The following is a 20,349-nucleotide window of genomic DNA, read 5'->3' on the forward strand; positions in this document are numbered from 1 at the left end:
CCCATGGGCATCACCATCCTGTTCGCCGTATTCGCCGTGCTGCTACTGCTCGGCGTGCCGGTGGCCTACGCACTGGCCGCGGCCGCGCTGGCCACCCTGCTCTACCTGGACATCCCCAGCATCGTGCTGGTGCAGCAGATCTCGGCCGGCACCGGCTCGGCCTCGCTGATCGCCATTCCATTGTTCATCTTCGCCGGCGAGATCATGATGCGCGGCGGCATCTCCGAGCGCCTGATCGCGCTGGCGTCCTCGCTGGTCGGCCGCATGCGCGGTGGCCTCGGCCAGGTGTCGATCCTGTCGTCGCTGTTCTTCGGCGGCGTGTCCGGTTCGGCCATCGCCGATGTCTCGGCGGTCGGCGGCACGATGATCCCGCAGATGGTCAAGCGCGGCTACGACCGCGACTTCGCGGTGAACGTCAGCATCACCGCCGCGCTGGTGGCGCTGCTGGTGCCGCCCTCGCACAACCTGATCCTGTTCTCGGCCGCGGCAGGTGGTGGCCTGTCCATCGCCGACCTGTTCGCTGCGGGCATCGTGCCGGCACTGTTGATGACCGTCGCCCTGATGCTGACCGGCTACGCCGTGGCACGCCGCCGCGGCTATGGCGTGGAAATCTTCCCGGGCTGGCGCGCGGTGCTGCTGCGCGTGATCTCCGCCCTGCCCGGCCTGGGCCTGGTGGCGCTGATCTTCGTCGGTATCCGTGCCGGCATCTTCACCGCCGTGGAGAGCGCGGCCATCGCCGTGGTCTACGCCCTGCTGGTGACCACCGTGCTGTACCGGCAGCTGCGCTGGCGCGAGTTCTTCGACACGGTCATCCATGCTGCGCGCAGCACCGGCGTCATCCTGTTCGTCATCGCCACCGCTGCGGTATTCGGCTGGCTGCTGGCCTACCTGCAGGTGCCGACCGCTGCGGTGGACTTCCTGCAGTCGTTCGCGCACAGCCAGTTCATGGTGCTGCTGATGATCGTGGTGATGCTGCTGCTGCTGGGCACCTTCATGGACCTGGCGCCGATGATCCTGATCTGCACGCCGATCTTCCTGCCGGTGGCCAAGGCCTATGGCATCGATCCGATCCACTTCGGCCTGGTGCTGGTACTGACCGGTGGCCTCGGCCTGGTGACGCCGCCAGTGGGCTCGGTGCTGTTCATCGGTACGTCGATCGGCAAGATCACTGTCGGCCAGAGCATGCGCACCATCTGGCCGTTCTGGTTCGCCGCGCTGGCGGTGCTGCTGATCGTCACCTTCTTCCCGCAGCTGTCGCTGTGGCTGCCGGCCGCGTTGCGCGCATGATCCGGCGCCGCGCGCTGCCGCTGCTGCTGGGTGTGGGCATGGCCGCCACGGCGGCCCATGCCGCGCCGCCGGCGGCAACGCCTGCCATCCCGGTGGGCAGCTTCAACGACGGGGTAAACCACTGGCGCAGCGGCCATGCGGACGCTTACGCACGGCTGGATCCAGAGCAGTACCGGGAGATCGCCGACAACCTGCTGTTGCTGCAACGCCGCTCCGGCGGCTGGCCGGTCAACCAGGACCCGCTGCGGGTGCTGGACGCCGCCGCGCGCGAGGCGGCCCGCGCGGCCCAGGATGAGCCCGGCGGCAGCTTCGACAACCGCACCACCTACACCCAGGTCGATTACCTCGCCGAAGCCTTCGCCCGCAGCAACGACCGCCGCTATCGCGACGCCGCACTGCGCGGGTTGGATTTCATCCTCGACCAGCAGATCCGCAGTTGTGGCGGCTGGCCACATTCGGTGCCGGCGCGCACCGATTACCACGACCGCATCACCTTCGCCGATGACGTCACCAGCGGCGTGCTGACCACCCTGCGCCAGGTGCAGGACGCACCGCGCTTCGCTTTCGTCGACGCCGCGCGCCGCGCGCGGGTGGCCGCGGCGGTGCAGCGCGGCGATGCCTGCCTGCTGCGCCTGCAGGTACGCCAGCACGGCCAGCCGACGCTCTGGGCCGGCCAGTACGATGCCACCACGCTGCAGCCGGCGCCCGGACGCAGATTCGAACTGGCCGCGCTGGTGACCGACGAAAGCGTGGGCGTGGTGCGCTACCTGATGTCCATTCCCGATCCGTCGCCGCAGACGGTGCAGGCCATCGAGGGCGCGCTGGCGTGGTTCCAGGCCAACGCCCTGCACGGCCTGCGCCTGCAGACCGTCGACGCACCGGCCGAACAGTTCGCCCACCACCGCAGCACCGTCGATCGCCGCCTGCTGGCCGACCCGGCCGCACCGCTGCTGTGGGGCCGCTTCCACGACCTGGCCGACAACAGCGTGGTGCTGGCCAACCGACAGGGCGAACGCCTGCAGACCTATGAACAGGTCGGCCGCGAGCGCCGCACCGGCTACCACTGGTATGGCACCTGGCCGCAGGCCCTGCTCGACCGCGACGCGCCCGCCTGGCGCGCCCGCATTGGCCGCCCTGCCCCCTGACTTTGACACTGCACCCGCACCACGGAGGAACCCGATGCTGTCGCGCACCGCTCTGAAGTCCCTGCTTGCCGCCACCCTGCTGCTGGCCGTGCCCGCCCTCGCGCAAGCGCAGGCGCAGGCACCCGCCACGTCGTGGAAGCGTGGCATCGAGAACCAGCGCCAGGCCGACCTCGGCGACGGCACCTTCCTCAACCCGGTGTTCGCCGGTGACCGCCCCGATCCGTCGGTGCTGAAGGACGGCCAGGACTACTACCTCACCCTGTCCTCGTTCGATGCCTACCCCGGCCTGCCGATCTGGCATTCGCGCGACCTGGTGAACTGGCAGCCGCTGGGCCATGCGATCACGAAGAACGTGGGCGCGATCTGGGCGCCGGACATCGTCAAGCACGACGGCCGCTACTACATCTATTTCCCGGCCCGCACCGGCGACAGCCGCAGCAACTTCGTGGTCTGGGCCGACAGCATCAAGGGGCCGTGGAGCGAGCCGATCGACATCGGCCTGGGCGGCTACATCGACCCCGGCCATGCCGTGGGCGAGGACGGCAAGCGCTACCTGTTCCTCAGTGGCGGCGACTACGTGCAGTTGGCCGACGACGGTCTGAGCGTGGTCGGCACGCCGAAGCACGTCTACGACGGCTGGAAGTACCCGCAGAGCTGGGACGTGGAGGCCTATGCGCAGGAAGGCCCGAAGATCCACTTCCGCGACGGCTGGTACTACATGACCACCGCCGTGGGCGGCACTGCTGGCCCGCCGACCGGGCACATGGTGATCACCGCGCGCTCGCGCTCGATCCATGGGCCGTGGGTGAACGCGCCCAACAACCCGATCATGCGCACCCAGTCGGCCGCCGAACCCTGGTGGTCGCGCGGCCATGCCACGGTGATCGAAGGCACCGACGGGCGCTGGTGGATGATGTACCACGGCTACGAGAACGGGTACTGGACGCTGGGCCGGCAGGCCCTGCTGGAGCCGATCGAGTGGACCGCCGATGGCTGGTTCGTGGCCAAGGGCGGCGACCTCGGCCAGCCGCTGCGCAAGCCGTCCGGTGAATCGGTGGGCACGCATGGCATGGCCCTGTCCGACGACTTCCGCGGCACGGCGCTCGGCCCGCAGTGGTCGTTCTTCAACCCGGCCCAGGACGAGTACCGGCGACTGGGCTTCAGCGGCCAGGGCCTGGTGCTGCAGGGCAAGGGCGAGACCCCTCGCGACAGCTCGCCGCTGACCGCCATCGCCGGCGACAAGGCCTACCAGTTCGAGGTGGAGATGGACATCGCCCCGGGCGCGGTGGGCGGCGCCCTGCTGTTCTACAGCGACCGCCTGTACGTGGGCGTGGGCAGCAACGGCGAGAAGTTCATCATGCATCGCTACGGCGAGGAGCGCCCCACCCGCTTGGCGGCCAGCGCAAAGGGCGGCAAGCTGTGGCTGCGGGTGACCAACAACCGCCACATCGTGACGATCCACTCCAGCACCGATGGCCAGCGCTGGGAGAAGTACCCGGTTCAGATGGAAGTGTCCGGTTACCATCACAATGTGGCTGGCAAGTTCCTGGCACTGAAACCGGCGCTGTATGCGGCCGGCGACGGTGCGGTAACCTTCCGCAGCTTCCGCTATCGCGCGCTGGACTGAGCGCGCGCTGGAATCCCCAGACTTACCGGGTTCACTACATGTCAGTGCGCAACAAGAACGATGCCGCCACGCCGGCATTGGCGAAGGGCAAGGCCGCCACGATCAACGACATCGCGCGACTGTCGGGAGTATCGAAGAAAACGGTTTCACGGATCATCAACAACTCGCCCCTGGTGCGCAAGGACACGCGCGACAAGGTCGAGGCGCTGATGCGCGAGGTCGGCTATACGCCCGATCCGCTGGCCCGTGGCCTGGCCTTCCGCCGCTCCTTCCTGATCGGCATGGTCTACGACAACCCGACCGCCCAGTACATCGTGGACATGCAGTACGGCGCGCTGGACGCGCTGCGCGGTTCCAGCTTCGAACTGGTCGTGCACCCCTGCGACAGCCGCAGCCCGGGCTACATCGACGGCGTGCGCCGCTTCGTGCAGCAGCAGAAGCTGCACGGGGTGATCCTGGTGCCGCGTGCCTCCGAAGACCAGGCGCTGGCCGACATGCTGGACGAGATCGGCTGCCGCTTCACCCGCGTGGCCGCGCTGCCGCTGGATGAAACCTCGCAGATGGTGGTCACCCACGACCGCGACGGTGCGGCCGAAGCGGCTGATTACCTGCTTTCGCTGGGCCACCGCGAGATCGCCCTGGTGACCGGCCCCAGCGCCTATCGTTCGGCGCACGAACGCACCGCCGGCTTCATCGACGCGCTGGCCCAGCGCGGCATCGAGCTGCCGAAGGACCGCATCATCGAGGCGGGTTACACCTTCGAATCGGGCGTGGCCGCCGCCGAGAAGCTGCTGCTGGGCAAGCGCCGGCCGACCGCCATCTTCACCGGCAACGATGAAATGGCCGCCGGCATCTACAAGGTGGCGCTGCGTGCGGGCATCAACATCCCGCGCCAGCTGTCCATCGTCGGCTACGACGACAGCCCGCTGGCCTCGCGCCTGTGGCCGTCGCTGACCTCGGTGCGCCGCCATACCCGCGACACCGGCCGCACCGCCGCGGCGATGCTGATCCAGCCCGACAGCCAGGCCGCGCTGCAGATCGCCAGCGTGCGCCCGCACCTGATCGTCCGCGACTCCTGCCAGCCGCCGGAGGACTGATGCCTGCGGCATCAGTCCTGTAGGTCGCGACCGTTGGTCGCGACACCTTAGGGCCTCAATCCGGTAGGTCACGACCGTTGGTCGTGACACTTCGCCTGCCTGCCCCCCAACCACCTCACCCCACCCGGCCAGCCCCGCTATCGTGCGGCGCAAAATGACACCGGTTACCAACGTCGCTAGAATCGACCGCGAACCGCGCCGGGGCCGAACCCTTCGGCCCGCCCCCTGCTCTGGAGAAGCCATGTACTGCAAGACCCACTACGCCACCCATCCCGACGCCATCAAGGGCGCCAGCAACGACCAGCTGCGCGAGCTGTACCTGCTCGACGGCCTGTTCAATGCCGGCCAGGTGACCCTGAAGTACACCCACTACGAGCGCTTCGTGCTCGGCGGCGCGGCCCCGGTCGATGCCCCGCTGGCCCTGCCGGCACAGACCGAACCGGCCTCGGCCGCTGGCCACCCGTTCCTGGAGCGCCGCGAGCTGGGCGTGATCAACGTCGGCAGCGGCACCGGTACGGTCACCGTCGACGGCACCGTCTACACCCTGGGGCCGAAAGACGGCCTGTACGTGGCGATGGGCAGCAAGGACGTCGTGTTCGCTTCGCAGGACGCCGCCAACCCAGCGCAGTTCTACCTGGCCTCGACCCCGGCCCACGCGCGCTTCGAAACCAAGCAGCTGTCGATCAAGGATGCCGTGGCGCTGGACCGCGGCGCGCTGGAAACCAGCAACGAGCGCACCATCTACCAGTACATCGTGCCGGCCACCTGCCAGTCCTCGCAGCTGCTGCTGGGCCTGACCGTGCTGAAGCCGGGCAGCGTCTGGAACACCATGCCGCCGCACCTGCACGACCGCCGCAGCGAGGTCTATTTCTACTTCGACCTGGGCGCCAACGACCGCGTCTACCACTTCATGGGCGAACCGGACGCGCAGCGCCACATCGTCATGCAGAACAACGAAGCGGTGGTGTCGCCGCCGTGGTCGATCCACATGGGTGCCGGTACCAGCAACTACGCCTTCATCTGGGCGATGGGCGGCGAGAACCTGGATTACACCGACATGCACGTGCTGGACATCTGCCAGCTCAAGTAAGCCCTGCCCGGCCGCCGCGCACCGCGTGCCGGCGGCCGTCGCCGCACTCCCCGCTCGCCTCTACCAAGGAACGCATACGCAATGGCCAATCCCTTCAGCCTGGAAGGCAAAGTCGCTCTGGTAACCGGTGGTAATACCGGCCTGGGCCAGGGCATCGCCGTGGCACTGGCTGCCGCTGGCGCCGACGTCGCCGTGGCCGGCATCGCCCCGCCCACCGAGACCATCGAAAAGATCACCGCGCTGGGCCGCCGCTGCCTGGCCATCGAAGCCAACCTGATCAGCATCGAGCCGGTGGCGCGCGTGGTGCGCGAAACCATCGAAGGCCTGGGCGGGCTGGACATCCTGGTCAACAACGCCGGCCTGATCCGCCGCGCCGATGCGGTGGACTTCAGCGAGCAGGACTGGGACGACGTGATGAACGTCAACATCAAGTCTGCGTTCTTCATCTCGCAGGCCGCCGGCCGCCACTTCATCGAACAGGGCCACGGCAAGATCATCAACATCGCCTCGATGCTGTCGTTCCAGGGCGGCGTCCGCGTGCCGTCGTACACCGCCAGCAAGAGCGGCATCGCCGGCATCACCCGTCTGCTGGCCAACGAGTGGGCGGGCAAGGGCGTGAACATCAATGCCATCGCGCCGGGCTACATGGCCACCGACAACACGGCCGCCCTGCGTGCCGATGCGGACCGCAACAAGGCGATTCTCGAGCGCATTCCGGCAGGCCGCTGGGGCAACCCGGAAGACCTGGCCGGTGCGGCGGTGTTCCTGGCGTCGTCGGCATCGGATTACATCAACGGTGCCGTGCTGCCGGTCGATGGTGGCTGGCTGGCGCGCTGAGGCGCACGTGTCTGCGTAGTGCCGGCCGCTGGCCGGCATCAAGGCGATGCGTCCATCGTTCATGAGGTTGCCGGCCAGCGGCCGACACTACCGGGGGCCCGCGATGCGAAGGCTGTTGCTGCTGTTGCTGCTCTCGTGCACCACCGCGCAGGCGGCGCCGGTGCGGCTGTTCATCGCGGGCGATTCCACCGCCGCCGAGTACGGGCCGGAACGTGCGCCGCAGGCGGGCTGGGGCCAGGCGCTGCAGAGCTACCTGGACCCGGCGCGCTTCGAAGTACACAACCACGCCAGGGGCGGGCGCAGCACGCGCAGCTTCATCGACGAAGGGCGCCTGGAGGCGATCGCCAGCGAGCTTCTTCGCGGCGATGTGCTGCTGATCCAGTTCGGTCACAACGACGCGAAGTTCGAAGACCGCACGCGTTATACCGATCCGGACACCGACTACCCGCGTTTGCTGATGCGCTATGTGCAGGTGGCGCGCGACAAGGGCGCCACGCCGGTGCTGGTCACGCCGGTGGCGCGGCTGCTGTACGACTTCGGTTCACTGCTGGATACGCACGCGCGCTACACGCTGGCGATGCAGCAGCTGGCGGCGCGCGAGCACGTCGCGCTGATCGAGCTCAACGATCGCAGCACGCGCTGGATCCGTGCACTGGGCGAGCAGGGCGCACGTCCGTACTTCCTGTTCGTGCCCGAGCAGAACAAGGCCGACGGCACTCATTTCAGCGTGGCCGGTGCCAATGCGGTGGCCTGCCTGGTGCTGCGCGAGGCGGTGCCGCTGCTGCCGGCGCTGAAACCGGCGCTGGTGCGTGACATCGACTGCGATGTAATGGGCGCAGGGCAGGGCGCCGATGCGCAGCGACCCTCGCAGGTGCTGCATGAAGACACGGTTGCACGCATGCAGCCCGGCCCGCATGGCGGCGCCGGTCCGACCACCGCGTACCCGTTCTTCGCCGACGCGACGGACCTGCCGTTCGTGCTGCGCAAGCGCGTGCTGCACAAGGGCGCGGGCATCGGCCTGCACCCGCAGCACAAGGATGAGATCTATTACATCGTGAGCGGGCAGGGCAGCTACGTGCTGGATGGCAAGCAGCACGACGTGCGCGCGGGCCACGCGCTGCTGACCCGCACGGGCAGCACGCATGCGCTGCAGCAGGTGGGTGAGGAGGATCTGGTGGTGCTGCTGGCGTACCCGCGTTGAACCGTAGAGTCGAGCTTGCTCGACTGCTCCTTATCCTGGCAAAGCGTCAGTCGAGCAAGCTCGACTCTACCGGCTCCGGGCTGAAATGCTTCAGCCCCAGCCGCGCCAGGTCTTCCGGCCGCTCGAAATAGGCTTCGTCGAAGGCGTGCAGGGCGGCCTGCTCGTCCTCGGTCATCGCGCCGTACAGGTCGTGCAGCTGTTTGATCGCCGGGTCGTCCTCCAGCCGGTCCAGCAGCCCGCGCATGCCCGCCAGGATCGCGTGGGTCTGCACCGCGCCCATCGCCTGCAGCGCACGCAGCGCCAGCTGGCAGGTCGGGTCGCCCCAGTTGCACAGGAACTGCATGAAGCCGCCGTTGTTGATGTCCGCTTCCATGCGCCACAGCGCCACCAGCTGCTGGTCTTCGTCGGACAGCGCATCCAGCGTCCACGCGGCTGCCTTCAGACGCGCCAGCGCGGCCTCGTAGCGGTCATCCCACACCTGGTTGGGGATATCGACCACGCCTGTCTCGCTAGGCGGCAGCAGCGCCGGCCAGTTCACGCCCAGGCCGTTGGCGGTGGCAACCCAGTGCGCGCGCTGTTCGGCCGAGGCTTCAAACAGCGCGGGCGCCCAGCGCAGTGGCTGGCGGGTGCGGCGGCCATCGGCCAGGGTCAGCAGGATGAAGTCGTCGTTGAAGGCGACGTCGGTTACGTGCAGGCCGGCAAATTCTTCAGTCATGCCGTGCAGGATAGCGGCGCTGCCAGCCTACCCGGAAACTTCAAAACACCCGAACGCTTTTGAAGTTTAGTTGCATAAACTTCAAAAGCATGGGAGGCTTTTGAAGGATAGGGGTGATCCCAGCGGAGATTACCGATGCGTCGCGCAGACATTGCAGGGCCGTTGCAGGCCTACCTCGTTCCCGTGGAAGGTCGGCCCAATCTGCTGGCCACGACGCCTCCTCCGACGCCTCGTCGGTTGCCGGAAGGGCATACGGGCTCGCGGCAGCGCCTCATCGCTGCAAATGCATCGCTGGACCGTCTGGATCAGGCGATGCGGCAATGGCCAGCCCCTGACATGGTGACCCGGACGCTCGCGCGACGCGAAGCCGTCCAGAGCTCCCAGATCGAGGGGACCCAGACCAACCTGGACGAACTGCTGGTGTTTGAGGCCACGCTCGGCCTGGATGGTCTGCCTGCCGATGTCGTGGTGACCGAGCGCTACGTGCAGGCACTGCAAGAGGGCCTTGATGCCGTGCGTGCCAGCGGTCGCGAGGCGCTCGATCTCGCACTGGTCAATCAGCTCCACGCGGTGTTGATGCAGGATGCCCCGGACGATTTTCCCAAGGGACGGTACCGCCAGGAGCAGGCCACCATCGGTCCGCTGGGGGGACGACCCGAGGATGCCCGTTTCATTCCTTCGCCGCCCGACCGCATCGACGCAGCGATGCGTGAACTCGAGCGCGCCATGTTGAAGTACGAGCCCGCCGAGGAAGAGCAGTTCGAACTCAACATCATCGCGCAGCTCGCGATTGCCCACGCCCAGTTTGAAACCATCCATCCCTACAAGGACGGCAATGGGCGCACGGGAAGGCTGCTGCTGCCGTTGATCCTCGCCGCCGAAGGCCACCCGCCGCTCTATCTGTCAGGCGCCTTGTTGCGCAACAAAAGCGCCTACTACGACGCGCTCAACCAGGTGCAGATTCGCGGTGAGTGGGGGCCATGGATGGATATGCTGTGCCAGGCCGTGGTCGAGTCTGCGCACGACGCGATATCCATCGCCGATGACATGTCACGGCTCACTGCAGCGTGGGAGATTGAACTTCAAGGCTATCGTCGCGACTCGGTGGCGCGCAGGCTTCCGCCGTTGCTGATCGGCCACCCGGTGGTGACGGCAGGCCAGGTGGCTGCCTTGTTGGGGGTGTCTGATCGCTCAGCCCTGACAGGGATCTACGCGCTTGAGGCAGAAGGCATCCTCGTCCCCGGCAGTGATCGTCGCTGGGGGCGCACCTATCACGCGCACGCGGTCCTGCAACGACTCAATCAATTGCCAACGGCACTTCCTGATCGCCTGCGCTGAGCCCTCGCTTCACACGTCGCCGCCGTCCGCCCAACCCTCACCCGTACCGGCCTGGAACACGTGGTCGTCGGCCTGCACGTCACCGGCCGGCAGGTGCGCCTGGTCGGCCAGCGCAGCGTATATCGGGGTGAAGTCCGGTGACGTCGCCTGCATCAGCTGCTCGAAGCTGTCGATGACGAAGTAGGTCTTCTGGAAGGTGTCGATGCGGTACTTCGTACGCATGATCCGCTGCAGGTCGAAGCCGATGCGGTTGGGCGCGGCCGATTCCAGCGAGTACAGCGATTCGCCCTTGGACGAGACGATGCCGGCGCCGTAGATGCGCAGGCCGTCGGCGGTGTCGATCAGGCCGAACTCCACCGTGTACCAGTACAGGCGGGTCAGGTTCTGCAGCGCGTCCGGGCCGATCGCGTGGGCTTTGACGCCGCCGCGGCCGTAGGCCTCCATGAAGTCGGCGAACACCGGGTTCATCAGCAGCGGCACATGGCCGAACAGGTCATGGAACAGGTCCGGTTCGGCGATGTAGTCGATCTGGTCCGGGCGGCGGATCCACCAGGTCACCGGGAAGCGGCGGTTGGCCAGGTGGTCGAAGAAATCCAGTTCCGGCAGCAGGCCTTCCACGCCCACCAGGGTCCAGCCGGTGGCCGCGCCCAGCACTTCGTTGAGCTGGTCGAAGCGCGGGATCATGTGCGCGTTCATGCCCATCTCGTCCTGCGCGTCCAGGAACTCCTGGCAGGCGCGGCCGACCAGCAGTTCGCGCTGGCGCTGGTACAGCGTGCTCCAGGTGGCGTGGTCGTCGGCGGTATAGGTCTCCCACGGCTGCTCGACGAGCGCGGTGGTGTACACCGGCACGTAGCCCTTGTCGGTCTGCTGGTGTTCGACACGGCGGGGCTGGGCGAGGTCCATGGGGCACTCCTTGAAGGGATACCGGTGATGCTAGGGCAGGGCGCGCGCAACAGGGTTGCAAAAGTTGCGCGTAACAGGCCTCGTGGCGCAATATCCTTGCGTACTCACCGTGTTGCGGAGCAGCAATGGCCGGAGAAGTCCAGTTCGATCGCACGGATATACGCCTGTTGGCCGAGATCCAGCGTGATGGTCGCGCCACCAACGCGGAGTTGGCGACGCGGGTGAACCTGTCGCCGTCGGCCTGCCTGCGCCGCCTGCAGCGGCTGGAAAGCGAAGGGGTGATCGTCGGCTACGGCGCGCGCCTGGAGCCGCGCCAGCTGCGCCTGGGCCTGCAGGCCTTCGTTCGCGTGCAGCTGGAAAAGCACGACCAGGCCGCCATCGGCCACTTCGTGGACAGCGTGCAGGGCTGGGATGAGGTGGTGGCCTGCCATGCCCTGACCGGCGACATGGACTACCTGCTGCACGTCTACGTGCGCGACCTTGAACACTTCTCGCGCTTCCTGCTGGACAGGCTGCTCAACGCCGGCGGCGTGGCCGATGCCAATTCCAGCTTCGTGCTGCGCACGGTGAAGGGCTTCCAGGCGCTGCCGCTGTCGCAGCTGGAATGAACGGCCGCCGCGATTTGACGGCGCCGGGCGGGTAGCCGAGCATCACCGCCCTGCGCGCGCCGCAGCGTTCCTTTCCGGTTCCAGGCATGTCCGAACTTCAGCACCCGGTGCTCACCACCACCTTCCTGCCGCTGCAGCGCAAGTCGCTGGCGCGCTTCATCGCCCATGGCACGCCGCCGCAGACCGCGCTGGAACAGGCCGGGTTGATGGCTGCGCAGCTGTGCCGCGCGCGCCTGCACACACCCGCGGAAATCGAGCGCCTGCTGCACGAGGCCTGCGCGCTGTTCGCCAGCCATGACGGCGCGGCCGCGCAGCTCGCCGGCGCCGGAGGTGGTGGCCAGCCGGAACTCGATGCCTGGCTGGCGACGCTCGCCGCCCATGGCGTGCTGCTGGCCCCGGCGGAGATCCTGCAGGACTTCACTGTGCAGTCGCCCAGCGACTACCCCGGCCTGGCCCTGCAGCAGGCCTGCCAGGAAACCCTGGCCGAACATGAGATCCGTTTCCCGGCCGCGTTCGCCAGCGATGATGAGGACGACGACCAGGACGAGGCCGTTGCCAGCGATGCGCGGGCGGTCGAACACCATGGCCTGTACACCTCCGAGCAGGCCCGCGTGCTGCGGGCGATCGCCGCCAACCCGGATGAACTGATCGACCTCGATGGCTACGCCGGTACCGGCAAGGGCCATCTGGTGCTGGCGCTGATGGACGCGCGGCCGGGCCGCTACACCTACATCGCGCCGTCGCGCGGGCAGGTCGAAGCCTTCCGCGCCCGCGTGCCGGCCAGCACCGCGGTGCGCCTGCTGACCCAGATCGAATTCGCCAACCGCGTGGCCCAGCACGCCGCGCGCAGCGGCCAGACCGGCGGCTTCGTCGCCAGCTACCGGCGCAGCACCCGCACCCCGCGCGAGATCGCCGGCCGCATCGGCCTGCAGGGCATCGGCGGGCGCAGCCCCGAGCAGGTGCTGCTGACCGCCTTCGAGGCCATCAACCGCTGGTGCGCCTCGTCCGCACCGCGCATGGCCTTCCAGCATTTCGACCGGTCGGTGCCGGCCGCGATGCTCGACGTGGCGCCTTACCTGGCGGCCGCCGAGCACGTCTGGCGCAGCATGTTCGATGCCGAGCTGCAGCGGAGCACGCTGCTCAGCCTCAGCCCCGCGCACATCGGCAAGTGGCTGGCGCTGCGCGGCGTCACCCCGCCACAGGACATGGGCATGCTGCTGGTGGACGAGGCGCACGATCTGAGCCCGTCGTGGAAGCAGCTGCTGGCCGGCCATGCGCCCGGCGTGGTCAGCCTCGGTGATCCGCACCAGTGCCTGTCCGGCACCGTGCCGCGCTGGGCCGCATCGAAGGTGCTGGAAATGCACCAGTCGGTGCGCCAAGGCAACCAGGTCGATGGTTTGGTCAACCAGACGCTGGCGCTGGACGGCCTGGGCCAGGACAGCGGTCCGTTCGTCGGTGCCGCCGACCGCGCCACCGGCGTGCTGCATTACCGCGACTGGTCGCAGGTGCCACGCGAAGGCCTGCGCATCCACGGCAACGTCGCCGATCTGGCCCTGGATGCGGCACAGCTGCACGCGCACGGGTTGCGGCCCTACCTGCACCCGGCATCGCTGCGCGCGCTGCGCAGCGCTTTGCAGGGGCCGCTGGATGCATGGCGCCGTCGCGACAGCGGGTCGAACCAGACGCAGGAGCGTTTCCTGTCCACACAGGCCGGCGAAGGGCAGGGCGCACTGCAGGCGTTGTTCGCCTCCGCCGACCGCGTGCAGTCACTGCTGCAGGCACTGGATGACCAGGACACGCCCGCCGATGGGCGCGTGGTGCTGTGCCTGGCCGAACACGCGAAGAACCTGCAGTTCGATGTGGTCTCGCTGTCGCCGGGGTGCTTCAGTGCGGGGCAGGGCGCGCGCATCTGGCATAACCCGGTGCGCGCGGTGTACCTGGCATTGACCCGTGCCCGCCGCCAGCTGCACGTGCCGGCCGATGGCATGGAGCAGCTGCAGCACACCGCGGCGCTGCAGGAACAGGCGCGCCAGGCCCGCAGGCGCGAGCGGCAGCAGGCCAGCGGTTACCGGCCTGCGCGTTAGGACACGATCACGCGCCGCTCAGCAGCGGCGCGCCGGAACACTCAGCACTTTTCCTTGCGACCCACCAGCTTGCCCAGGCGCGAGGGCTCATCGCACTTCGGCACCACCGGTGCGGCCGGTGCCAGCGCAGCGGCGCGTGCCTTCTGCATCTGCTGGATCTTCGCGCGGATCTGCGGCATCGCTGCCATCGCGGCCTTCTCGCCTTCGAGGATGGCGGTGCCACGCTGGCTGAAATCGGCGGCGCCGATGTCCAGCACCTTCGGCCGGATGACGATGTCGGCGCGTGCCAGTTCCTGCTCGCCCAGGCGCTGGCCCATGATCGAGATCGACTGGTTGACGATGCCCAGCATGCCGGTCGGCGCCTTGCCGCTGGCCTTGCTGGAGATGTCCACGGCGATGACGAACTCGGCGCCCAGCTGGCGCGCGGCATCGACCGGCACCGGGCTGACCACGCCGCCGTCGATGTAGTTGCGGCCACCGATCTTCACCGGCTCGAACACGCCGGGGATGCTGCTGGACGCGCGCACGGCCTGGCCGACGTTGCCGCGCACGAAGATCGCGCGCTCGCCGGTTTCCAGCTGGGTGGCGACCGCGGCGAACGGCTTCTTCAGCTTCTCGGCCGGGCGGTTGGCCACCTGTTCGTTGACGTAGTCCTGCAGCTTCTGGCCCTGCACCAGGCCGCCGGAGAACAGGCGCACGTCGCGGATGCTGGCTTCATCCAGTGCCACGGCCTTGCTCTGCATCTGGAACGCGTCCATGCCGCTGGCATACAGCGCGCCGACCACGCTGCCGGCGCTGGTGCCCGACACCACCACCGGCTCGAAGCCGTTGGCTTCCAGCATCTTGATCACGCCGATGTGGGCAAAGCCCTTGGCCGCACCACCACCGAGGGCGATGCCGATCTTGATCGGCTTGGCCTGCGGCACCATGGTCGGCTGCGGCGGCGGAGTGGGGCGGACCTCTTCGCCACCGCAACCGGCCAGCAGGCCGAGCAGGGCGACGGACAGCAGCACGCGGGGGCGGAACAGGCTCATCGGCAATGCGCTCGGGGCGCCGGATTCAGGAAAGGGCGCCAGCATACCGAAGGATGCAAAATCCATGGGTAGCGCCGGGCCATGTCCGGCGGATGGTTCAGGTGCCGCTGTGCTCGCCGGGCATGGCCCGGCGCTACCGTGCAGGGTCAGAACCGGTTGTCGCCGCCCAGCGTGCGGCCCAGGCCGCCCAGGATCGAGCCTTCGCCACGGCTCTGCCCGCCACCCTGCGGCGCGGCCATCCACATGCGCCCGGCCAGGCGCGAGAACGGCAGCGACTGCAGCCAGACCTTGCCCGGTCCGGTCAGGGTGGCCAGGAAGACGCCTTCGCCACCGAACAGCATGCTCTTGATGCCGCTGACCCGGCGCACGTCCATCTCCACCGTCGGGTGGTAGGCCACCACGCAGCCGGTATCGACGTCCAGACGCTCGCCGGCCGCCAGCTCGCGCTCGACCACGCAGCCGCCGGCATGGATGAAGACCCAGCCGTCGCCTTCCAGCTTCTGCATGATGAAGCCCTCGCCGCCGAACAGGCCGGTCATGATCCTGCGCTGGAACTGCACGCCGATGCGCACGCCGCGCGCGCCGGCCAGGAAGCTGTCCTTCTGGCAGATCAGGCGTCCGCCGTGCTGGTCCAGCTTCATCGGCAGCACCGTGCCGGGGTAGGGCGCGGCGAAGGCGACCTTGCCGCGGCCGGTGCCGGTCTGGGTGTAGACGGTGGCGAACAGGCTTTCGCCGGTCACCACGCGGCGGCCGGCGGCCATCACCTTGCCCATGAAGCCGCTGCTGGCCTGCGAGCCGTCGCCGAACACGGTGTCCATCTGCACCGTGGATTCCTTGAACATCAGCGCGCCGGCTTCGGCGATCGCGCTTTCACCCGGGTCCAGGCCGATTTCCACGAACTGCATTTCATGGCCGACGATGCGGAAATCGATCGGATCGCCGTGGCCGCCGCTGCTGCTGACGGTTTCAGTCGTGGCCGGTGCGGCAGCGGGCAGGACCGGCGGTGCCGGGGCGGGTGCGGCAGGCGCTGCCGCAGACCCATGCAGGACGCTGATTTCGGACACGGGTGTCCACCCTTCCATGCCCTGGCGCCAGGCCAGCGCGTGCGGGTTGGCCTGCGCAAAATGGCGCGCAGCGTCCTCGTCGAGCGGGCCGATCCGCTCGGCCTGGCCGGCGGCATGGAAGTACCACTGGGTCATCGCAGCAGCTCTGTGGCAAGGGGAAATGCCGAGTGTAGCGGCCCGCCGGGGGCACTGCCGGTGAGGGGCCATGAACGATCGGCATTTGCGGCGTAGGTGCTGTATTGCAACAATTATCTGGTAGCGCCGTTTCACCACCCCTCCAAACACAGCCTACCGCCATGTCTCCGACCCGCACTTTCCGTGGCCGCACTCCGGTCGCGCGTCCCCTCGTTGCCGCTCTTTCCGCCCTGCTGCCGCTGGTAGCAGCCGCCCAGGAAACCCCCGCTGCCAAGGATCCGGTTGCCCTCGATGCCCTCCAGGTCACCGCGCAGCGCCGCGTCGAGAACGCCAAGGACGTGCCGGTCGCGATCACCGCGATCCAGGGCGAGAAGCTGGATGTGCTCGGCTCCGCTGGCGACGACATCCGCTTCCTGTCCGCGCGCGTGCCGAGCCTGAACATCGAATCGTCGTACGGCCGTGCCTTCCCGCGCTTCTACATCCGCGGCCTGGGCAACACCGACTTCGATCTCAACGCTTCGCAGCCGGTGTCGCTGGTGTATGACGACGTGGTGCAGGAAAGCCCGCTGCTGAAGGGCTTCCCGCTGTTCGACCTGGCCGGCGTGGAAGTGCTGCGTGGCCCGCAGGGCACGCTGTTCGGCCGCAATACCCCGGCCGGCGTGGTGAAGTTCGATTCGGCCCGTCCGTCGCAGGACGCCGACGGCTACGTGAAGATGTCCTACGGCACGTATGACACCTGGAACGTGCAGGGCGCCTACGGCGGTCCGCTGACCAGCCGCTGGTCGGCGCGCGTGTCGGCGCTGTACCAGCGCCGCGAGAACTACGTCGACAACACCGTCGCCAACGCGCCGAGCTCGGGCTTCGAAGGCTATGACGAAGCCGCTGGCCGCGTGCAGTTCCTGTACGAAGGCGATGATGTCGAAGCGCTGTTCAACCTGCACAAGCGCAAGCTCAACGGCACTGCGCGCCTGTTCCGCGCCAACATCATCCAGAAGGGCAGCAACGCGCTGGTCGAGAATTTCGACCGCGACAAGGTCTCCACCGACGGCCTGAACTTCTCCAACCTGGAAACCTGGGGCGGCAGCGCACGCATCAAGTGGGACCTGGGCCGCGTCACCCTGCATTCGATCACCGGCTATGAAACCGCCGAATCGCTGAACCACGGCGACGTCGATGGCGGCTACGGTGCGGCCTTCCTGGGCGCCGGCAACTCCGGCCCGGGCCTGATTCCGTTCCCGTCCGAATCGGCTGACGGCCTGCCGCACCACCGCCAGTGGACGCAGGAATTCCGCGTCGAATCCAACGAGTGGGGCCGCTTCGACTGGCAGGCCGGCGTCTTCTACTTCGATGAAGACGTGACCATCGACAGCTTCAACTACGACTCGCTGACCCCGGGCAACCCGCAGACCGGCCACGCCGTGCAGAGCCAGCGCAACAAGGCCTGGGCCGCGTTCGCCTCGGGCGACCTGGACGTGACCGATCGCTTCAAGCTGCGCGCCGGCGTGCGTTACACCCAGGACAAGAAGGATTTCACCGCCAGCGTGCTGCAGGCCGTGCCGGGCGGTACGCCGGTCAGCGGCCCGTATCTGGCCAACAGCGATGTCGACGATGTCAGCTGGGACCTGAGCGGCGTCTACCAGATCACCGACAACATCAACGCCTATGCGCGCGTGGCCAAGGGCTTCCGTGCACCGTCGATCCAGGGCCGCCTGGCCTTCGGCGGCGTCACCCAGGCCGATTCGGAGAAGGTGATCTCGTATGAAGCCGGCATCAAGGCCGACCTGTTCGACCGTCGCGCCCGCCTGGGCTTCAACGTGTTCCGCTACAACGTCGATGGCCAGCAGCTGATCGCGGTGGGTGGCAGCAACAACACCGCCACCCTGCTCAACGCCGACAAGACCATCGGCCAAGGCTTCGAGCTGGACTTCGAGGCGTACCTGACCGACCACGTGCTGATGACCCTGGGCAGCAGCTACAACGACACCGAGATCAAGGACAAGGATCTGGCCGTGGCGATCTGTGGCGGTGGCTGCACCATCACCGACCCGACCACCATCATCAACGGTGGCACCTACGCGCTGGTCAACGGCAACCCGCTGCCGCAGGCGCCGAAGTGGATCCACAACCTGACCCTGCGTGCCGGCTTCCCGGTGAACGATGCCAGCGAGGTCTACGTCTACACCGACTGGGCGTACAAGAGCGCGGTGAACTTCTTCCTGTACGAGTCGCCGGAGTTCCGCAGCCGCAGCTCGCTGGAAGGCGGCCTGCGCGTGGGCTACAACTGGGATTACGGCCAGTACGACGTGGCCGTGTTCGGCCGCAACCTGACCAACCAGACCCGCGTGGTCGGCGCGATCGACTTCAACAACCTGACCGGCTTCCTCAACGAGCCGCGCACGTTCGGCGTCGAGTTCACCGCGAAGTTCTGATGCGGTTGATGGCGTGATGCAATGAAGAGGGCCGGCGCAATGCCGGCCCTTTCTTTTGATGCGCGACCATGTCGCAAATGGACATGTCCGCAATGCGGGTAGGGCTTGAAAAGTGTGAGCGGAGGCAAAGATATGTCTCAATTGCCGCGAACCTGACCCTGGGTCGGCGCGCTCGGACAGAACCGGCGTACAACCGTGGCTACCGGAATCTTCCGGGCAACCGGGGTACTGCAATGAAGAGGAAAACGTCGCGGCTGACAGTCGGCTTCGTCATGCTCCTGCTGTCGACGCAGGCATCTGCAGGGTTCAAGGCTGACGGAGCGGCACCAACGACGCGCCTGGACGACCAGCGACTGCAGCTGGAAAAGCGAACAGCATCCATCACCGATCAGCGATCATTCGATGCGTATGCGAAGACATTCGGGGATACCGATACCTTTCCCCTGTACAAACTGACGCCTGCATCGCGCGCGCGCTTCACCGCATCGCTACGGTTCAATGACCTCGGACTGACCACTTTCGATTACTCCGATCTGGCACGGGAACTGGGGGCGGCCGATCTCCATCGCGTGCTGAAGCCGTTTGGGTTTGAGCATCTGGTGGCGGTCATGCCCGATGTCAGGGTCAATTCAGAGGAAGACCAGACGGTTCTGCAGATACTGGACACCGCACGCAGCCTGCGTTGTGGTGTGGGAGAACACTGCAACGAGGCGGACTATCCCGGCTACAAGTGCATCTCGCACGCGACCTGCGAGGAATCGACGGCGCACATATGCACGTCCAACTGCTGATCAGGGCCCTGCGGCACCCACGCACCGTCACGCGTGGGTTGCTCCCCGTCGCCACCCTGATGGCGGTGATCCTGTCCTTTCCCTGTGCTGCCGGCGAATCCCTGGAGGAGGGCCACGCCATCGTGCAGAAAACGTGGGAAAGCCTCTCGGGGCCGGATCATGACTGGCGCGAGCGCGGGGCACAGGTTGATCGTGCATTCGACTCCAGTGTCCTGCCTCACACCGGTACGCTGTCCTCGCTGGCTGCATCTGACCTGCGGGTACTGCTGCGGGCGACCCACGCGGCCGCTGTGGCAAGCAAACAGCCGCGCTACTCGACCATTGCACTGCGCGTGGGCGTCGAGCTGCGCAGGCGAGGCGAGCTGCATCCTGCCGACGCACGCGCCGGAGCAGCCATTGCCATGCTGAGCCGTGATGCCACTGCGTTGACGCCCGCATCGCCGTGGCTGGCGGCGTTCAATGGTCGTCCCGTGCCGCGATTTCCCGATGTCATCAGGCCGCTCGAGTACTGGACGCCTGGTCCCGATGGCGAGCGCTTCAGCTCCGCTCAGGCTGACCTGGCGTCTTTGGACATCATCGTCATCGCGCATCCTGCCTGCGGCTTCACGCGGGCGGCCGCAGAAGCCGCCCGCACAGACCCCGAGCTCATGCGGGTGCTTTCCGGTCCACGCGCCCTGTGGCTGTCGCCACAGGATGGAACGCTCGATCCGCGCATCTTCAGGGATTGGAACGACCGTCATCCTGACCTGCCGATCCACATTGTGGCCCGTCAGTCCGGCTTTTCAGAGGTCGGCTACTGGGGAACACCCACGTTCTACATCCTGCGCGACGGCGGGGTCGCCGCGCGGGTGGTGGGCTGGCCACGCGGCGGCAACAAGGCGACGCTGACAAAGGCCATCGCCGATGCCGCCGTTCCGCAGCGCAGTCGGTAGCGCCGCGGAACGGCGAGCGCAGCGGCGATGCC

17 protein-coding genes are annotated in these 20,349 nt (G+C 67.6%); 13 read left to right on the forward strand and 4 right to left on the reverse strand.

The annotated features are described in order from the left end of the window. Positions 1 to 3: 3 nt before the first annotated feature. The 7 genes from C1925_RS00335 to C1925_RS00365 all read left to right on the forward strand — a co-directional run bounded on the left by C1925_RS00335 (position 4) and on the right by C1925_RS00365 (position 8,284). Positions 4 to 1,287, forward strand: coding sequence for a TRAP transporter large permease (locus tag C1925_RS00335; protein WP_108767194.1), 1,284 nt, complete (start codon positions 4 to 6; stop codon positions 1,285 to 1,287). After that, the gene (gene pelA, locus C1925_RS00340) at positions 1,284 to 2,432 is read left to right on the forward strand and encodes a pectate lyase (RefSeq protein WP_108770565.1); all 1,149 of its coding nucleotides are present in this window, start codon (positions 1,284 to 1,286) and stop codon (positions 2,430 to 2,432) included. The genes C1925_RS00335 and pelA overlap by 4 nt, the downstream gene beginning before the upstream one ends. 76 nt (positions 2,433 to 2,508) lie before the next feature. Continuing rightward, complete coding sequence (locus C1925_RS00345) at positions 2,509 to 4,059, forward strand: family 43 glycosylhydrolase (protein ID WP_343125662.1); 1,551 nt, start codon at positions 2,509 to 2,511, stop codon at positions 4,057 to 4,059. Between the two features lie 38 nt (positions 4,060 to 4,097). Beyond that, a complete protein-coding gene (locus tag C1925_RS00350) occupies positions 4,098 to 5,156 on the forward strand; it encodes a LacI family DNA-binding transcriptional regulator (protein ID WP_108767196.1) in 1,059 nt (352 codons plus the stop codon). Between the two features lie 241 nt (positions 5,157 to 5,397). After that, a complete protein-coding gene (kduI, locus tag C1925_RS00355) occupies positions 5,398 to 6,246 on the forward strand; it encodes a 5-dehydro-4-deoxy-D-glucuronate isomerase (RefSeq protein WP_108767197.1) in 849 nt (282 codons plus the stop codon). A gap of 81 nt (positions 6,247 to 6,327) precedes the next feature. Then, positions 6,328 to 7,083 carry a 2-dehydro-3-deoxy-D-gluconate 5-dehydrogenase KduD gene (gene kduD / locus C1925_RS00360; protein WP_108745609.1) on the forward strand — a complete coding sequence of 252 codons (756 nt, stop codon included), beginning with the start codon at positions 6,328 to 6,330 and terminating at the stop codon, positions 7,081 to 7,083. A gap of 103 nt (positions 7,084 to 7,186) precedes the next feature. Then, entirely contained in the window at positions 7,187 to 8,284 is a 1,098-nt protein-coding gene (locus C1925_RS00365) for a GDSL-type esterase/lipase family protein (protein WP_108767198.1), read from the forward strand. 46 nt (positions 8,285 to 8,330) lie between these two features. Here C1925_RS00365 and C1925_RS00370 read toward each other — a convergent pair whose 3' ends face one another. Continuing rightward, complete coding sequence (locus tag C1925_RS00370) at positions 8,331 to 8,999, reverse strand: DUF4375 domain-containing protein (RefSeq protein ID WP_108767199.1); 669 nt, start codon at positions 8,997 to 8,999, stop codon at positions 8,331 to 8,333. 135 nt (positions 9,000 to 9,134) lie between these two features. Between C1925_RS00370 and C1925_RS00375 the strand changes: the two genes are divergently transcribed. Further along, positions 9,135 to 10,337, forward strand: coding sequence for a Fic/DOC family N-terminal domain-containing protein (locus tag C1925_RS00375; RefSeq protein WP_108767200.1), 1,203 nt, complete (start codon positions 9,135 to 9,137; stop codon positions 10,335 to 10,337). Between the two features lie 9 nt (positions 10,338 to 10,346). On the opposite strand, the gene phhA is transcribed toward C1925_RS00375, so the two are convergent. Further along, positions 10,347 to 11,240: a phenylalanine 4-monooxygenase gene (gene phhA, locus C1925_RS00380; RefSeq protein ID WP_108767201.1), complete on the reverse strand. Its 894-nt coding sequence runs from the start codon at positions 11,238 to 11,240 to the stop codon at positions 10,347 to 10,349. A gap of 125 nt (positions 11,241 to 11,365) precedes the next feature. Here phhA and C1925_RS00385 point away from each other — a divergent pair, with 125 nt between their 5' ends. Beyond that, positions 11,366 to 11,848, forward strand: a complete 483-nt coding sequence (locus C1925_RS00385; RefSeq protein WP_079224542.1) for an Lrp/AsnC family transcriptional regulator — start codon at positions 11,366 to 11,368, stop codon at positions 11,846 to 11,848. A gap of 86 nt (positions 11,849 to 11,934) precedes the next feature. Continuing rightward, entirely contained in the window at positions 11,935 to 13,932 is a 1,998-nt protein-coding gene (locus tag C1925_RS00390; RefSeq protein WP_108767202.1) for a hypothetical protein, read from the forward strand. A 41-nt stretch (positions 13,933 to 13,973) separates the two neighbouring features. On the opposite strand, the gene C1925_RS00395 is transcribed toward C1925_RS00390, so the two are convergent. Both C1925_RS00395 and C1925_RS00400 read right to left on the reverse strand, forming a co-directional pair. After that, on the reverse strand, positions 13,974 to 14,966 hold the full coding sequence (locus C1925_RS00395; protein WP_108767203.1) for a patatin-like phospholipase family protein: 993 nt from the start codon (positions 14,964 to 14,966) through the stop codon (positions 13,974 to 13,976). Positions 14,967 to 15,112: 146 nt separating this feature from the next. After that, on the reverse strand, positions 15,113 to 16,165 hold the full coding sequence (locus C1925_RS00400; protein WP_108767204.1) for a TIGR00266 family protein: 1,053 nt from the start codon (positions 16,163 to 16,165) through the stop codon (positions 15,113 to 15,115). 161 nt (positions 16,166 to 16,326) lie between these two features. Here C1925_RS00400 and C1925_RS00405 point away from each other — a divergent pair, with 161 nt between their 5' ends. The 3 genes from C1925_RS00405 (at position 16,327) to C1925_RS00415 (ending at position 20,317) form a co-directional block, all read left to right on the forward strand. Continuing rightward, on the forward strand, positions 16,327 to 18,594 hold the full coding sequence (locus tag C1925_RS00405; protein WP_108767205.1) for a TonB-dependent receptor: 2,268 nt from the start codon (positions 16,327 to 16,329) through the stop codon (positions 18,592 to 18,594). A gap of 233 nt (positions 18,595 to 18,827) precedes the next feature. Beyond that, complete coding sequence (locus tag C1925_RS00410; protein ID WP_108767206.1) at positions 18,828 to 19,385, forward strand: hypothetical protein; 558 nt, start codon at positions 18,828 to 18,830, stop codon at positions 19,383 to 19,385. Beyond that, on the forward strand, positions 19,367 to 20,317 hold the full coding sequence (locus tag C1925_RS00415; protein WP_108767207.1) for a hypothetical protein: 951 nt from the start codon (positions 19,367 to 19,369) through the stop codon (positions 20,315 to 20,317). Before C1925_RS00410 ends, C1925_RS00415 begins: the two co-directional genes overlap by 19 nt. The last annotated feature ends 32 nt before the right edge of the window (positions 20,318 to 20,349 follow it).

The sequence above is a fragment of the Stenotrophomonas sp. SAU14A_NAIMI4_5 genome, assembly GCF_003086795.1.
GTDB lineage: Bacteria > Pseudomonadota > Gammaproteobacteria > Xanthomonadales > Xanthomonadaceae > Stenotrophomonas.

Bases quoted from the DNA above. Each gene is read 5' to 3' on its own strand.
- C1925_RS00335 (WP_108767194.1), top strand. From the start codon at position 4: ATGGGCATCACCATCCTGTTCGCCGTATTCGCCGTGCTGCTACTGCTC.
- pelA (WP_108770565.1), top strand. From the start codon at position 1,284: ATGATCCGGCGCCGCGCGCTGCCGCTGCTGCTGGGTGTGGGCATGGCC.
- C1925_RS00350 (WP_108767196.1), top strand. From the start codon at position 4,098: ATGTCAGTGCGCAACAAGAACGATGCCGCCACGCCGGCATTGGCGAAG.
- kduI (WP_108767197.1), top strand. From the start codon at position 5,398: ATGTACTGCAAGACCCACTACGCCACCCATCCCGACGCCATCAAGGGC.
- kduD (WP_108745609.1), top strand. From the start codon at position 6,328: ATGGCCAATCCCTTCAGCCTGGAAGGCAAAGTCGCTCTGGTAACCGGT.
- C1925_RS00365 (WP_108767198.1), top strand. From the start codon at position 7,187: ATGCGAAGGCTGTTGCTGCTGTTGCTGCTCTCGTGCACCACCGCGCAG.
- C1925_RS00370 (WP_108767199.1), bottom strand. From the start codon at position 8,999: ATGACTGAAGAATTTGCCGGCCTGCACGTAACCGACGTCGCCTTCAAC.
- C1925_RS00375 (WP_108767200.1), top strand. From the start codon at position 9,135: ATGCGTCGCGCAGACATTGCAGGGCCGTTGCAGGCCTACCTCGTTCCC.
- phhA (WP_108767201.1), bottom strand. From the start codon at position 11,240: ATGGACCTCGCCCAGCCCCGCCGTGTCGAACACCAGCAGACCGACAAG.
- C1925_RS00385 (WP_079224542.1), top strand. From the start codon at position 11,366: ATGGCCGGAGAAGTCCAGTTCGATCGCACGGATATACGCCTGTTGGCC.
- C1925_RS00390 (WP_108767202.1), top strand. From the start codon at position 11,935: ATGTCCGAACTTCAGCACCCGGTGCTCACCACCACCTTCCTGCCGCTG.
- C1925_RS00395 (WP_108767203.1), bottom strand. From the start codon at position 14,966: ATGAGCCTGTTCCGCCCCCGCGTGCTGCTGTCCGTCGCCCTGCTCGGC.
- C1925_RS00400 (WP_108767204.1), bottom strand. From the start codon at position 16,165: ATGACCCAGTGGTACTTCCATGCCGCCGGCCAGGCCGAGCGGATCGGC.
- C1925_RS00405 (WP_108767205.1), top strand. From the start codon at position 16,327: ATGTCTCCGACCCGCACTTTCCGTGGCCGCACTCCGGTCGCGCGTCCC.
- C1925_RS00410 (WP_108767206.1), top strand. From the start codon at position 18,828: ATGAAGAGGAAAACGTCGCGGCTGACAGTCGGCTTCGTCATGCTCCTG.
- C1925_RS00415 (WP_108767207.1), top strand. From the start codon at position 19,367: ATGCACGTCCAACTGCTGATCAGGGCCCTGCGGCACCCACGCACCGTC.